Annotated in this window: 11 protein-coding genes; 6 read left to right on the forward strand and 5 right to left on the reverse strand. The window is 64.1% G+C overall.

What is annotated here, in order from left to right; genetic code table 11:
* The first annotated feature begins 12 nt into the window (after window positions 1-12).
* The gene (locus ACYVGK_RS05680) at window positions 13-363 is read left to right on the forward strand and encodes a DUF1304 domain-containing protein (RefSeq protein WP_460732267.1); all 351 of its coding nucleotides are present in this window, start codon (window positions 13-15) and stop codon (window positions 361-363) included.
* Here ACYVGK_RS05680 and ACYVGK_RS05685 read toward each other — a convergent pair.
* Both ACYVGK_RS05685 and ACYVGK_RS05690 read right to left on the reverse strand, forming a co-directional pair.
* Complete coding sequence (locus ACYVGK_RS05685) at window positions 352-825, reverse strand: hotdog fold domain-containing protein (RefSeq protein ID WP_460732268.1); 474 nt, start codon at window positions 823-825, stop codon at window positions 352-354. The two genes, ACYVGK_RS05680 and ACYVGK_RS05685, sit on opposite strands and share 12 nt — an antisense overlap.
* 63 nt (window positions 826-888) lie before the next feature.
* On the reverse strand, window positions 889-3357 hold the full coding sequence (locus ACYVGK_RS05690; RefSeq protein WP_460732269.1) for an acyl-CoA dehydrogenase: 2469 nt from the start codon (window positions 3355-3357) through the stop codon (window positions 889-891).
* Between the two features lie 229 nt (window positions 3358-3586).
* Here ACYVGK_RS05690 and ACYVGK_RS05695 point away from each other — a divergent pair, with 229 nt between their 5' ends.
* Together ACYVGK_RS05695 and ACYVGK_RS05700 are read left to right on the forward strand one after the other, a co-directional pair.
* On the forward strand, window positions 3587-4189 hold the full coding sequence (locus ACYVGK_RS05695; protein ID WP_460732270.1) for a TetR/AcrR family transcriptional regulator: 603 nt from the start codon (window positions 3587-3589) through the stop codon (window positions 4187-4189).
* Window positions 4190-4201: 12 nt separating this feature from the next.
* Window positions 4202-5992: a phosphoenolpyruvate carboxykinase (GTP) gene (locus ACYVGK_RS05700; protein ID WP_460732271.1), complete on the forward strand. Its 1791-nt coding sequence runs from the start codon at window positions 4202-4204 to the stop codon at window positions 5990-5992.
* Between the two features lie 497 nt (window positions 5993-6489).
* Here ACYVGK_RS05700 and ACYVGK_RS05705 read toward each other — a convergent pair whose 3' ends face one another.
* The 3 genes from ACYVGK_RS05705 to hslO form a co-directional block, all read right to left on the reverse strand.
* Complete coding sequence (locus ACYVGK_RS05705) at window positions 6490-9378, reverse strand: TonB-dependent receptor plug domain-containing protein (protein ID WP_460732272.1); 2889 nt, start codon at window positions 9376-9378, stop codon at window positions 6490-6492.
* Between the two features lie 250 nt (window positions 9379-9628).
* Window positions 9629-10471, reverse strand: a complete 843-nt coding sequence (locus ACYVGK_RS05710) for an XOO1806 family protein (protein WP_460732273.1) — start codon at window positions 10469-10471, stop codon at window positions 9629-9631.
* Between the two features lie 108 nt (window positions 10472-10579).
* Entirely contained in the window at window positions 10580-11479 is a 900-nt protein-coding gene (gene hslO / locus ACYVGK_RS05715) for an Hsp33 family molecular chaperone HslO (RefSeq protein ID WP_460732274.1), read from the reverse strand.
* 100 nt (window positions 11480-11579) lie between these two features.
* On the opposite strand from hslO, the gene mtgA reads away from it, so the two are divergent.
* From mtgA to ACYVGK_RS05730, 3 genes are read left to right on the forward strand one after another with little or no spacing between them, the layout of a single operon-like run.
* On the forward strand, window positions 11580-12389 hold the full coding sequence (gene mtgA, locus ACYVGK_RS05720) for a monofunctional biosynthetic peptidoglycan transglycosylase (protein ID WP_460732275.1): 810 nt from the start codon (window positions 11580-11582) through the stop codon (window positions 12387-12389).
* 50 nt (window positions 12390-12439) lie between these two features.
* Window positions 12440-13480, forward strand: a complete 1041-nt coding sequence (locus tag ACYVGK_RS05725) for a glycosyltransferase family 2 protein (RefSeq protein ID WP_460732276.1) — start codon at window positions 12440-12442, stop codon at window positions 13478-13480.
* Complete coding sequence (locus tag ACYVGK_RS05730; RefSeq protein ID WP_460732277.1) at window positions 13419-13847, forward strand: CBS domain-containing protein; 429 nt, start codon at window positions 13419-13421, stop codon at window positions 13845-13847. Before ACYVGK_RS05725 ends, ACYVGK_RS05730 begins: the two co-directional genes overlap by 62 nt.
* Window positions 13848-13854 lie beyond the last annotated feature (7 nt).

Below are 13854 nucleotides of genomic sequence, written 5' to 3' on the forward strand. Positions count from 1 at the left end.
TGGGAGCTGAAGATGGCTGTTCTCGCCGTGATCCTGGTGCTGCTGGTCGCCGCACTGCACCTGTACTTCCTGGTGCTGGAGATGTTCCTGTGGACCAGGCCGATTGGCTTGAAGGTATTCCGCCAGTCCCTCGAGAAGGCGGAGCAATCGAAAGTGCTGGCGGCCAATCAAGGGCTTTACAACGGCTTCCTTGCCGCCGGGCTTGTATACGGCGTTGCAACCGCCTCGCACGAATTCGAAATGTTCTTCCTGGGCTGCGTCATCGTCGCCGGCATCTATGGCGCGGCGACGGTCAGTCGGCGGATCTTCTTCGTGCAGTCGGTGCCAGCGTTGCTGGCGATGGCGGCCGTGCTAGCTGCGTGACCTGGGTGAGAGCCACATCGCGATGCGGGCGCGAAAGACTTCATCGCCCTCGCCGTCGCGCACCGAGACCGTGACGGGCAATTCGTAGCCGGACGCGGCCTCGACGATGGCGATATCGGGCATGGCGATGGCGTGCATCGTGCCGCGCGCCTTCTTCAGATATTCGACCGTCATGCCCTTGGGAATCCAGCGCATTGTCGCCGGCAACGATGCTTCGGTCATGACGCCCGCGCTCAGTTCGGCCAGGTTGCACAGCGCGATCGCGTGGACCGTGCCGATGTGGTTGTGCACGCGACGCCGGTCGCGGATCTGCACTTCGCAACGTCCGGGTTCCAGATTGATGAAGCGCGGGGCGATGGTGGCGAAGTAGGGCGCGCGCAGGCAGACGGCGCGCGAGAACAACCAGCGGCCTGCGGGCCAGCGACTCAAACGGCGGTACTGCGCGAGCACGGAAGCGGCCATGCATGACTCCGGAAAAGGAGACGGCGGGTCGAGCCCGCCGTCGTTTTTGGTGATTGCGTTCGATCAGGCCGCGGCGCGGCTGTCGTAGTGTTCGCGCCGGTAACCGGCGGAACGCAGCTCCTCGGGATCGAAGTCGTCGACACTGATCGCATCGATCGTCATCTCGCGCAGTTCTTCCAACTGCTTGCGTTCGTCGGCAGTGATCCAGCCTTCGCGCACGCCTTCGTCCAGCTGTGCAGTGAAGTCCAGCGCCTCGATGTCGCTGTTCTTCAAAGCCTTGAGGAACTTGCGCTCCACCGGCTCGGCCAACACGACCTTCGGCAGGTAGCTGTTGATACGGCCCGCCGGGTTGTTGGCGCACGGCGTGACGAAGGTGCCGGCGGCGAGGCGGTCGCGCGCTTCGTTCGGCGACATCAGCAGGCTGGCGACCTTGTGGCCAAGACGATCGCTCGGCGCCTGTGCGCGGCGGCCCCAGGGGAAGATCAGCAGCCACAGCAGGTAGCTGACCGGACGCACCGGGAAGTTGCGCAGCGCCGCGGAGAACGCGGTTTCGATCTTGTTGACGCTGTCATGGATGGCCCAGGCCAGGAGCGGCTGATCGCACACCGGACGGCCCTGGTCCTCGTAGCGCTTGAGCATCGCGCTGGCGATGTAGAGCTGGCTCAGTACGTCACCGAGGCGACCCGACAGCGATTCCTTGAACTTCAACTTGCCGCCGAGCAGTAGCATCGAGGTGTCGGCCATCACCGCCAGCGCCGCGGAGTAGCGGTTGAGCTTGCGGTAGTAGCGACGCGTGTAGGAATCGCCCGGAGCCTTGCCCACGCGCGCGCTGGTGAAGCCGTACCACCAGCTGCGCACCGCGTTGGAGAAGGCGAAGCCGATGTGGCCGAACAGATTCTTGTCGAATTCGGTGAGGCGTTCGTTCGCATCCGGCAGGCTCGCCGCCTTCATTTCCTTCAGCACCCATGGATGGCACAGGATCGCGCCCTGGCCGAAGATCATGAGGGAGCGCGTCATGATGTTCGCGCCTTCCACCGTGATCATGATCGGCAGTGCCTGCCAGTTTCGGCCGGCGTAATTCTTCGGGCCGAGGATGATGCCCTTGCCGCCGTGGATGTCCATAACGTCGGTGGCGACTTCACGCGCCATCTCGGTGCAGTGGTACTTGGCGATGGTCGAAGGCACCGCCGGCAGTTCGCCGCGCGATACCGCTGCTGCGGCAGCTTCCGACAACGCACTGATCGCGTAGGCCTTGCCGCCGATGCGGGCGAGTGCTTCTTCCACGCCCTCGAAGCGTCCGACCGACAGGCCGAACTGCTTGCGGATGCGCGCGTAGGCGCCGGTGACGACGGCGCCGAACTTTGCACCGCCGCTGGCGGTGGAGGGCAGGGTAATGGAGCGACCGATCGACAGGCACTCGACCAGCATCTGCCACCCCTTGCCGGCATAGGCTTCGCCACCGATCAGCTGGCTGAGCGGGATGAAGACTTCCTTGCCGTGAATCGGGCCGTTCTGGAACGTCGAGTTGAGCGGGAAATGGCGGCGGCCGATGTCGATGCCATCGGTGTCGCGCGGGACCAGGGCGAGGGTGATGCCGATGTCCTTCTTGTCGCCGATCAGGCCGTCCGGGTCGTACATGCGGAAGGCCAGACCGATCAGCGTCGCAACCGGGGCGAGCGTGATGTAGCGCTTGTCGAAGGTCAGCTTCACACCGACCACGCGGGCGCCGTTCCACTCGCCCATGGTCACGATGCCGTAGTCGGGAATGGACGTTGCATCCGAGCCCGCCCACGGACCAGTCAGGCCGAAGCAGGGCACTTCGCGGCCGTCGGCCAGGCGCGGCAGGTAGTAGTCCTTCTGCTCCTTGGTGCCGTAGTGCATCAGCAGCTCGGCCGGGCCCAACGAGTTCGGGACGCCAACGGTCGAGCTGAGCACCGTCGAGACGGTGGCCAGTTTCTGGATCACCTTGTGGTTGCCCAGCGCGGTGAAGCCCAGACCGCCGTATTCCTTCGGCACGATCATGCCGAAGAACTTGTTCTTCTTGATGTATTCCCAGATCTCCGGGGTCAGGTCGGCGTTGACATGGGTGATCTGCCAGTCGTTGGTCATGCGGCAGACCTCTTCGACCGGGCCGTCGATGAAGGCCTGTTCGTCAGCACGCAGCTCTGGCTTGGCCTGGTCGAAGAGCACATCCCAGTCGGGCTTGCCCGAGAACAGCTGGCCTTCCCAGCCCACAGTGCCGGCTTCCAGTGCCACGCGTTCGGTTTCCGACAGCGGCGGCAGGATCTTGGTGTAGAAGCCGAGCAGCGGCTTGGTAATAAACGGCAGGCGGATCTGCGGCACCAGCAGCGGCACCGCGACCAACGCGCCCAGCACGGTCGCAATAATGGTCGCGGTGATGTTCGAGCCGACCAGCAGGCAGCCGATCAGGGCGGTCAGCGAGGCAGCCGCCCATACGGCGAGGCGAAGGCGGTGGTATGCGGCAACCGCACCGACGACCAGCAGGGCGAGGAAGGGAAGGGCAATGCTCATGGATGGCTCCGACGCGACGCGTCGTTGACGGGCTGGCGGTAGGGTTGGTTTAGCGCCGGGCCATCGCGGAAATCGGGCGATGGCGGCCCGGATTCAAACGCTGGCATGAAACGCTTAACATACGGCCGAGTATGGTTCTCTTCCCAAAGAACTGTCAACTGCGCCATCCATTCGGCCTCCGGGGGTGTGCGTACTGTCACAGTCACCACCGTATGGTTAAACTGTCACGATGACGACCGCCGCCGCCAAGCCCGATCCTTCCAAGACCGAACGCACCGGGCGCCTAAGCGCTGACGACTGGGCGTCCGCCGCGCTGGACCTCATCGCCGAGCAGGGCGTCGCCGCTGTTGCCGTCGAGCCGCTGGCCCGTCGGTTGGGCGTTACCAAGGGCAGTTTCTACTGGCATTTCCCCTCGCGCGAGGCGTTGCTGGTAGCGGCACTGGAGCGCTGGGAGAAGGTGGAGCAGGAGGTCGTGTTCGGTCAGCTCGAAGCGATCACCGATCCGCGCGCGCGACTGCGCGCGCTCTTCAGCTTGGTCGCGCACGAATACAAGTCGCACGTCGTCTATTCCGAGCTGATCAAGGCCATGGATCACCCGGCGGTACAACCGGTCATCGGTCGCGTGTCCGAGCGTCGCCTCGACTATCTCACTGCTTCCTTCCGCCAGGCGGGCCTCTCCCGCACCGACGCGCGTTACCGCGCCCAGCTGCTGTATTCGGCCTACGTCGGATTCCTGCAGCTCAACCTGCAACTGCATCAGACACGGATGCAGCACGACGAATTCGAGGCCTATGTCGAGCATATGGCCGCTACCCTGATTCCCAATCCGTAAGAAGGTCCGTTGATGAACAACCTGTCGCAGAACGCTCCGGCTGAAAATGCCGGACGAAGCCAGCTTGCCGCGCTCAATGAGTGGGTCGCGCAAGTTGCTGCGCTGACCCAACCTGACGCGATCCAGTGGTGCGACGGCAGTGACGCCGAAAACGCAGCACTGATCACGCAGATGGAAGCCGATGGGACCCTCATCCGGCTCAACGAAAGGACTCACCCCAACAGCTGGCTGCACCGCTCGCACCCGGACGACGTCGCCCGTGTCGAACACCTGACCTTCGTCTGCACGTCCAAGCAGGACGACGCCGGCCCGAACAACCACTGGATGTCGCCTGCCGATGGCCACGCCAAGATGGATGCGCTGTTCGCCGGCTGCATGAAGGGCCGCACCATGTACGTGATCCCGTACTGCATGGGCCCGATCGAATCGCCGCTGTCGCGTTGTGGCGTGGAAATCACCGATTCGCCGTACGTGGTCGCGAACATGCGCATCATGACCCGCATGGGCGCGCCGGCACTGGCGCGCATCGAGCGCGAAGGCTCGTTCGTGAAGGGCCTGCATTCGATCGGCGAGCTCGACCCGAACCGCCGCTTCATCATGCATTTCCCCGACGAACTGACGATCAAGTCGTTCGGCTCGGGCTACGGCGGCAATGCGCTGCTCGGCAAGAAGTGCCATGCACTGCGTATCGCGTCGCACCAGGCGAAGTCGGAAGGCTGGCTCGCCGAACACATGCTGATCCTCGGCCTGGAAAATCCGCAGGGCGAGACGCACTACGTCGCTGCCGCTTTCCCGTCGGCGTGCGGCAAGACCAACCTGGCGATGCTCATTCCGCCGGATGGCTATCGCAAGGATGGCTGGAAGGTCTGGACCATCGGCGACGACATCTGCTGGATGCGCCCGGGCGCCGATGGCCGCCTGTATGCGATCAATCCGGAAGCCGGTTTCTTCGGCGTCGCGCCGGGCACTTCGATCAATTCGAACCCGAACGCGCTCAAGACCGTCGCGCACGACACCATTTTCACCAATGTCGCGGTCACCGCCGACAACCAGCCCTGGTGGGAAGGCCTGAGCGAAGGCAAGCCGGTTACCGACTGGCGCGGTAACGAGTACGACTCCGGCAAGGGCCCTGCCGCGCATCCGAATTCGCGCTTCACTGTCAGTGCCAAGCAGTGCCCGAGCTATTCGGCCAAGGCCGAAGATCCGCAGGGCGTGCCGATCAGCGCGATCGTCTTTGGTGGTCGCCGCGCCTCGCTGGTCCCGCTGGTGTTCGAAGCGCGCGACTGGACGCACGGCGTGCTCGTCGGCGCCGCAATGGGTTCGGAAACTACCGCTGCCGCCACGGGTGCAGTGGGCGTAATGCGCCGCGACCCGATGGCGATGAAGCCGTTCTGCGGCTACAACTTCGCCGACTACTTCAGTCACTGGCTGTCCTTCGACAAGGACGGCGCCAAGCTGCCGAAGATCTTCCACGTCAACTGGTTCCGCAAGGGCGACGACGGCAAGTTCCTGTGGCCGGGCTTCGGCGACAACCTGCGCGTGCTGGAGTGGATGATCAAGCGCGTGAAGGGCGAGGCCGGCGCGGTGGAGACGCCGATCGGCAACCTGCCCAGCATCGACGACGTCAATGTCGACGGCATCGCGCTGAGCGAAGAGGCCCGGTCCAAGCTGTTTGGTTTCGACCACGCAGGCTGGCAGGCGGAATTCGCGAGCATCGGCGAGTACCTCAACGAGTACGGTCCGCGCATGCCGGAAGTGCTGAGGGACGAGCAGCAGCGCATCGCTGGCGCCCTCGCCGAGTAACGACTACATGGGTTCGCCAGTCCGAAGCCTCGGACTGGCGAAATCCATGGGCAGATCCTGATTGCACGTGGACGACCGTTTGAAGTCGTCACGTCGCGAACGATCGCATGGCCAGCCGTGATTTCGCCGGCTTTCTGATTGCGCCGTCGATCGACATCAATTCATAACGGCAAGGGTTTCATCGGGAGCCCACGCGATTGCGCGCGTCCCCTTACGCGCTTGCATGCGCCGGTTGCTTGAAGATTTGCTGATGCCGTTTGAACTATCGGCAAACGGGGCTTCTATTGCATTTGCACCGGCTGCATGGCGCGGCGCACCAGCGCAAGCACCTCGCGGCGAATCCAGCCTGATGGGCGATGTTGTCGTCGTGCGATCGAGAAACCTCGATCAAACCGCATGGCGCTGCCGCACCTGGAGGCAATCCTGCGCATCGCGGAGCCCCAAAAAACTACGGCCCCTTGCGGGGCCGTAGTCCTAGCAGTGATCGATCAGATCGATCAGAAGCGCTGCTGGTACTTCAGGTAGATCGTGCGGCCGATGTCGAAACCGCCGTAGTAGGCGAAGTTCGCGCTCGGTGCGCTGTACATCATCGGGCCGACGTGGTTGCCGACATTGTTGGCACCGATCGCAGCCGTCGCATTCCACGGCAGCTTCACGTAGGCCTGGATGTCGTGGAACGTGTTGGAGCCCACGACGTTGGTGCGGGTCAGACGGCCGTTGACGATGCGGTCGTCATCATTACACGGGCGGCCCGTGGCGCAGGGTTCCTTCATGCTCGAGTAGTAACGGGCCATGTAGGAGACGCCGAAGTCACCCTTCTGCCAGGTCACGCCGAGGTTGGAACGAATGCGGAAGATACCCGGCTCGCCCACATGGCCGAGCATGACGTCGTCGCCGGCCGGGTTCTTGGTCAGCTTGTCGTACTTGCTGGTGTAGGAGTTCTGCCAGTCAATGACGAACTTGCCGAACGAGAATTCCGGCAGCTTGTAGTTGACGCCCAGGTCATAGCCTTCCGTTTCGATCTTGCCAACGTTTGCCAGGCCGATGAACATGTTGGTGACATGGCCGTCGGCGGCACGGGTAACGTGGGCATCCGTGCAGCGCTGGGTGATACCCGTCACATAGCAGTCGGCCAGGATGTCGGTCGCGTCATCCGATTGGATCGCATTGGTGATCTCGTAGTTGTACCAGTCCAGCGAGATGTCCAGACCTTCGACCCAGTGCGGGCTCCACACCAGACCGGCGGTCTTGCTCTTGGAGTTTTCCGGCAGCAGGTTCGGGTTGGAACCGCTCAGGAACTGGTCCGGCGTCTGGCACGGATACTGCGTGCAATTCGCGCCACCCTGGGCTTGCTGCACGTAACCGACCGGAACGCCTGCGCAAGCCGGCGTACCATTGACGGTGCCGTTCGGGCTGTTCACACCGCAGGGGTCAATGTAGAACGCAAAGGTGCCGCTGAGGCCACCGAACAGGTCGGAGATGGCCGGCGCGCGGAAGCCTTCAGCGTAGGTGCCGCGGACCAGCAGGTCATCCATCGGACGCCAGCGCAGCGAGAACTTGCTGTTGGTGGTGTCGCCGAAGTTCGAGTAATCCGAGTAGCGGCTCGAGATGTTGAAGGTCAGTTCCTTCGCGAACGCCATGTCGGCCAGGACCGGGATCTCGATTTCCGCGTAGATTTCATCCAGGTCGTACTGACCCTGGGTGGTCGTCGCGGGCAGACCCGTGCTGTTGGCGGACTGACGGAAGGCGTCCGGTACGAACACGCCTTCTTCCGAACGGTGTTCCACGCCCACGGCGAGGCCGAGATCACCCGCCGGCAGCGCGAACAGCGAGCCCGCCACGCTGGCGGTGTAGCTGTGCGACTCGGTACGGCCGGTGTCGGTGAATTCCGGGAACAGGAAGGCCTGCAGATCGGCATTGCCGGTCAGCGAGCCAGCCTGGGTGTCGCCGAACGGAGCCAGCGGGTTCCACGGAATGCACTCGCCGTTGCCGATGTTGGTGCCGTAGTCGATCGGGTTGGCAAGCGAACCGCACTCGACGCGCTGGGTGGTCGGGTTGAAGTACGACGGGCCCAGGGCAGCAGTGGTGGCCAGCAGGCTGGCATCGCCGTGACCCTTCTTCACCGAGTCATTGCGGTTGATGTTGGCGCCGACGTCCCAATCCCACTGGTGGTCGCCGATCGAGAAGAAGCCTTCAAGACCACCCGCCCAGCGGTAGGTTTCCAGGTTGCTCTCGGTGGTGCGCGGTACTTCCCACAGACGGCGCTGGAAGTTCAGCGCGGTGCCCGGGGTCGGGGTGAAGAAGCTGGCGCCCGACATCGGCGTGCCGAACGAGGTCGACTGGTACGGATAGCCGGCGATCTGCTGGTCGGTCGTACGCTTGTTGTACGAGAAGTCCGACGTGAAGCGCAGGTTGTCGGTGATGTCGACCATGCCGGTGATGTACAGCGAACGGCGCTCGATGCCCGTCTGCAGGAACATCTCTTCGTTCGAGTTGGCATTGTCGCCGAACGAGCCCGGGTTGGTCGGCGAGAACGGAACACCCGGCACGTACGGACGATAGCTGGAGATCAGCTTCGGGTTCATGCCCGGGCGCAGGGTGCACTTCACAACCGCGCCACCCGGACCGCACGGCAGGTTGGCCGAGCCCACATAGGAGACCGGGCTACCGGCCGGCAGGCCCGAGCTGAACGCGCGGTCCTTCGCCATCACCGGATCTTCCTTGGTGAATTCGGCGCTCAGCGTGACGCTGGCCTTCTCACCGGTGGCACCGATGGTCATGTCGTACGACTGCTTCTCGCCGTCGCCTTCGCTGAACTGGCCGACATAGGCGTTGGCTTCGGCGCCGTCGAACTGGCGGCGGGTGATCACGTTGACCACGCCGGCGATGGCGTCGGAGCCGTAGATCGACGAAGCGCCGTCCTTCAGGATTTCGATGCGCTGGATCGCCGACACCGGAATCTGGCCGAGGTCCTGCAGGCCGTCGGTGGTAGCGCCGATGCGCTTGCCGTTGACCAGCACCAGGGTACGGTTGGCACCGAGGTTGCGGATATCGATGTAGTAGCCGCCGACGGATTCACCGGAGGCGAGGGCCTGGGAACGCGAGATCGCCGGCGAACCGGCCGAGGTCAGGTTCTGCAGGATGTCGGCAACCGAGGTGAAACCCTGCTGCTGGATATCCTCACGGCTCAGCGTGATGATCGGCTGTGCGGTTTCGATCTCGGCGCGCGGAATGCGCGAGCCAGTCACTTCGACGCGGTCGAGGGTGGTGGCTTCCTTCTGCTCGGCGTCCTGGGCGTACGCAACGCCCGTGCCCGCGGCGGCAGTGGTGCCCACGACGAGCGCGAAGGAAATCGCGTCGCGGAGCTTGGTGGTCTTAAAGGTCATCTCTCTCTCTCTCCAAGTCGATCTTGGTTTGTTTCCCATGGGAACCTCCCCGGAGGGGTCAAGAAAGACACCAAATCCGGCAAGGCCGTCCGGATAGTAGTCGGCTCCTCCAGAAAATTAAAGTGTCGTTAACAGGCGCCGACGAACGGTTCCAAGGACCGTGTCGGACGTCAGAAAATAAGGCGAAATCTGGGCCGGCAGCCCTATCGGGCCGGCGAGAGAACCGGTCGAAAACCGGGGCAGGTTGGGACTAGAGGTCCTGCTCGTAACGGACGTAGGGGACGGTGCCCTCGTCCTTGTCGCTGTCGGGGGCGAAGGGGTTCTTGCCCCGGGTAACGACATTTTCGGCGCCCACGGTGAGCTGACCGCTCCAGGGGGTGCGCCAGGTCAGGCCTACGCCCAAACCGCTCCATTGCCCAGGCATGCCGGTCGTATCGACCACGCGGCCAATGATGTTCGCGCCGAAATTTCCGACGCCGGCGCCGAGCGTCACGGTCTTGGTGGTCCAGCGATCCGTCACTTCGGACGGGATGTCGTCGGCAGGAATCAGCCTGGCGCGAGCCAGGGTGCCGCCGATGGAAACCGTGGCCTCGCGGCCGATGTTCTTCTGCCCGTAGAGCGTGAGGCTGTTCTGGTCGAGCCGGCTGGTCTTCTTGTTGGGACTCAGCCAGGCCGGCAGGGTGTCGCGGGCGTTGCCCAGGATCAGGCCGAGGCGATTGCCGCCACGGGTGAGCGAAGTGCCGGCAGTGAACTGACGGTCGCTGCTATCCCCGTCGAGTGTGGCGAGCAGGCAGTGATTGGGCAGGTTGCCGATGGTCGCGGCAACGCCGCTCTTGCGGTCGCAGACCAGCCCCAAAGTGTCGCCAGCGTCGAGGCCGAAGGCGGCATTGAGAGTGTTGCCACCCACGCGCCAGCGTGCTCCCGCCGCGGGTACGGCGCTGGGTTCCAGCTGCAGGACGGCTTCAAGCTTGCCGTTGGTATTCCACACCGGAAGCAGTGCCGTGTCCGTGCGTGCCGCCTGCGCATGCGCGCCCGCCGCCGCGCCGAAGGCGAGCATCAGGGCGAGTGGCAATTGGAAAAGGCGCGCGTTCATGGCGTGGTTACGACCGGAGTCCTGCCGGTGAAGTTCCCCGCTTTATGGGCGTATGACTATAGCTACTTTATGCTTATTTAACAATCTGTGCGGTCCGTCGCAACCCGTTCACTGGGTGCGCTCCGGGGCCGGCTGCAGGTCCGGAACGGGCTGGAATAACGCTGCGATCTCCCCCGGGCTGAACCGATAGGTCTGCCCGCAAAACTCACAACGGACCTGCGCCTTGCCGTCGGCCACGGCCGCGGTGGCCTCCTCCTCGCCCAGCGAGGTCAGCATGGCTTCGACCCGTCCCCGCGAGCACGAGCAGGCGAATGACAGCGGCTTGTTGCCCAGCAGCTGCACCCCGTCTTCGTGAAAGAGCCGGGTGACCAGTTGCTCATCGGTCCACTCCAGCAGTTCGTGCGGCGTGAGGGTATCGAACAGGGCGCCAGCGCGTGTCCAGCCGTCATCGTCGCCCGCATCACCGGGCAGCTTCTGCAGCATCAGGCCCGCTGCGGCGGTTTCGTCCGCTGCAAGCAGCAGGCGGGTCGGCAACTGTTCGGAACGACGGAAGTAGTCCTCGAAGGCGCCGGCGAGTGAGTCCGATTCCAGCGCGACCAGCCCCTGGTAACGCATCGGATCGCGGCCGTCGCGCGAGGGATTTTCAATGGTGATGGCCAGCATCGCGTCCGGACCCAGGTCGCCCAGGTCCCGCGTCACCGTGCCGCCTTCCTCCGCCAGCTGTGCGATGCCGCGCAGCGTGCCCGCGGCAGTGCACTCGGCGAACAACGTGCGCAGGGGGCCATGCCCACGCAGCTGCACGGAAAGACGCCCGTCGACCTTCGCGTGGCCCGTGAACAGAGCTGCCGCGGCCGCGGCTTCGCCCAGCAGTTCCGCCGCTGCCGCGGGATAGTCCGAACGGGTCCGGATCTGCTGCCAGGTGTCCTGCAGATGCACGCGGACCCCGCGCACACCTGCGCCCTCGATCAGGAAACGGCTCAGCTGGTCACGGTCGGTCGGGGTGGTCATGAAAGGCTCGTACGGTAAGGCGCGCGGCATCCACGATAATGCGCGCCGAGGTTGGTGGGGATATCCGCCAAATGGGGACGGGGGACGCTTGGTGCAAGACATGATTCAAAACGATGCGGACGGTGGCGAGCTGAATCCGTCCGCGGGCCGCAATGGTGGGGCGAAAACGAAGGCCCGGCGCCTGCGCGCATGGCTGTGGAAGCTGCCGTTGCTGTTCGTGGGCATTACCGTGCTGCAGGTGCTGCTGCTGCGCTTCTTCGATCCTCCGTTCACTGCCTTCATGGCTGCACGGCAGATCGAGGCGTGGGGAGAGGGCGATTTCAGCTTCCGCATCGCCTACGACTGGCGTGATCTCGACGAGATCTCGCGCAACGTGCCATTGGCGATGATGGCGGCGGAAGACCAGAACTTCGCCACGCACAATGGCTTCGACTTCAAGGCGATCGAAAAGGCGCGCGCGCACAACGAGCGTGCTGAAGAGCGAGCCCGCAAGCGGAACAAACCCGTCAAGGGCACTCGCGGCGCCAGCACGATCAGTCAGCAGACCGCCAAGAACCTGTTCCTGTGGAAGGGGCAGGGCGTCACGCGCTGGGCGCGCAAAGGCCTGGAGGTCTGGTACACGGTGTTGATGGAAACGCTGTGGCCGAAGCGCCGGATCATCGAGGTATACGTCAACACGGTCGAGCTCGGTGATGGTGTCTATGGAGCGCAGGCCGCCGCGCGCACGTATTTCCGAAAGGATGCGAAATCGCTCGCGCCGGCTGAAGCCGCACGCATGGCCGCGGTGTTGCCGAATCCGCGCCGCTACAGCATCGCCCGGCCTGGTCCGTACGTGGAGCGGCGCAGTAACGCGATCCAGCGCCAGATGCGCTACATGGGTGGCCCTGGATTCCTGCAGCGGATCGACTGAGTTCGTGATGTTCGCAGCGTGCCAGCGCTGCGACCGTTACCATTCCCGCCATGACCCGTGACCCCCTCACCGTTGTCGTGGCGGCCTTCAACGAGGCCCAGGCCCTGCCTTTGCTGCATCCCCGTGTGCGTGCCGTGCTGGATGGCATGAGCGACGTGGACGGTCGCGTGCTGTATGTCGATGACGGCAGCCGCGATGCCACCTGGGCCGTATTGCAGCGGATCGCCGCGGAGGACCCGCGGGTGGGCGTGTTGCGCCTGTCGCGCAATTTCGGCAAGGAAGCGGCACTCACGGCGGGACTGGACCATGTCGACGCCGGTGCCGTGGTAATCCTGGACGCCGACGGCCAGGACCCGCCCGAACTCATCCCGCAGTTCGTCGCCAAGTGGCGCGAAGGCTTCGATGACGTCCACGGCACCCGACTCGAGCGTGAAGGCGAAAGCTGGCTCAAGCGCGCGACCGCGCACACCTTCTATCGCGTGATCGGCCGCTTGTCGCATACGCCGATTCCGGCCGACACCGGCGACTTCCGCCTGCTTTCGCCGCGTTCGCTGGCGGCGCTGCGGCAGTTGCGTGAACGTCATCGTTTCATGAAGGGATTGTTCGGCTGGATTGGTTACAACCGGGTCGCGATTCCCTATCACCGCGAGGCGCGCACCGCTGGGACCAGCAAGTTCAACCTTTGGCGGCTGTGGAATTTCGCGCTGGAGGGCATCACCAGCTTCTCGACCGCGCCACTGCGCCTGGCGACCTACCTGGGCCTGCTGACCGCAGCGGTAGCGTTCGTCTACGCGTTGTGGATCGTGGTCAAGGCAATGTTCTGGGGCGACCCGGTCGCCGGCTGGCCGACCATGATGGCCGTGATCCTGTTCCTGGGCGGCGTGCAATTGATCGCGCTTGGCCTGATCGGCGAATACCTGGGGCGCCTGTACGAGGAAGCCAAGCAACGCCCCCTCTATCTGGTCGATGCCTGGAAGCCGGCCACAGGAGTATTCTCGGGTTCATCCATCGCCATCGAAGGAGAGAGCCATGCGTACCGTACGGCAGCTGCTCGAAGCGAAAGCCCCGGAGATCTACGCGATCGAGCCTGATGCGCCGGTGATCGAAGCGATCCGGCTGATGGCCGACAAACGTATCGGTGCACTGTTGGTGATGGATGGGACGCGATTGCTGGGCATCGTTTCCGAGCGCGATTACGCACGGAAAATCGTGCTGCAGGGGCGCTCCTCCGCAGACACGCCGGTGCGCACCATCATGACCGCCGACGTGATCAGCGTGCGCCTGGAGGACACCGCCGAGCACTGCATGCAGGTCGTTACCGAGCAGCGCATTCGTCACCTCCCCGTACTGCGCGGTGGCGAAGTGATCGGGGTGGTTTCGATCGGCGATCTGGTGAAGGCCGTGATCGAGGATCAACAGGTCGAACTCGACCAGCTCCAGCGTTACATCGCCAGCTGACGCGGCA

This window comes from Lysobacter tyrosinilyticus (assembly GCF_054779815.1).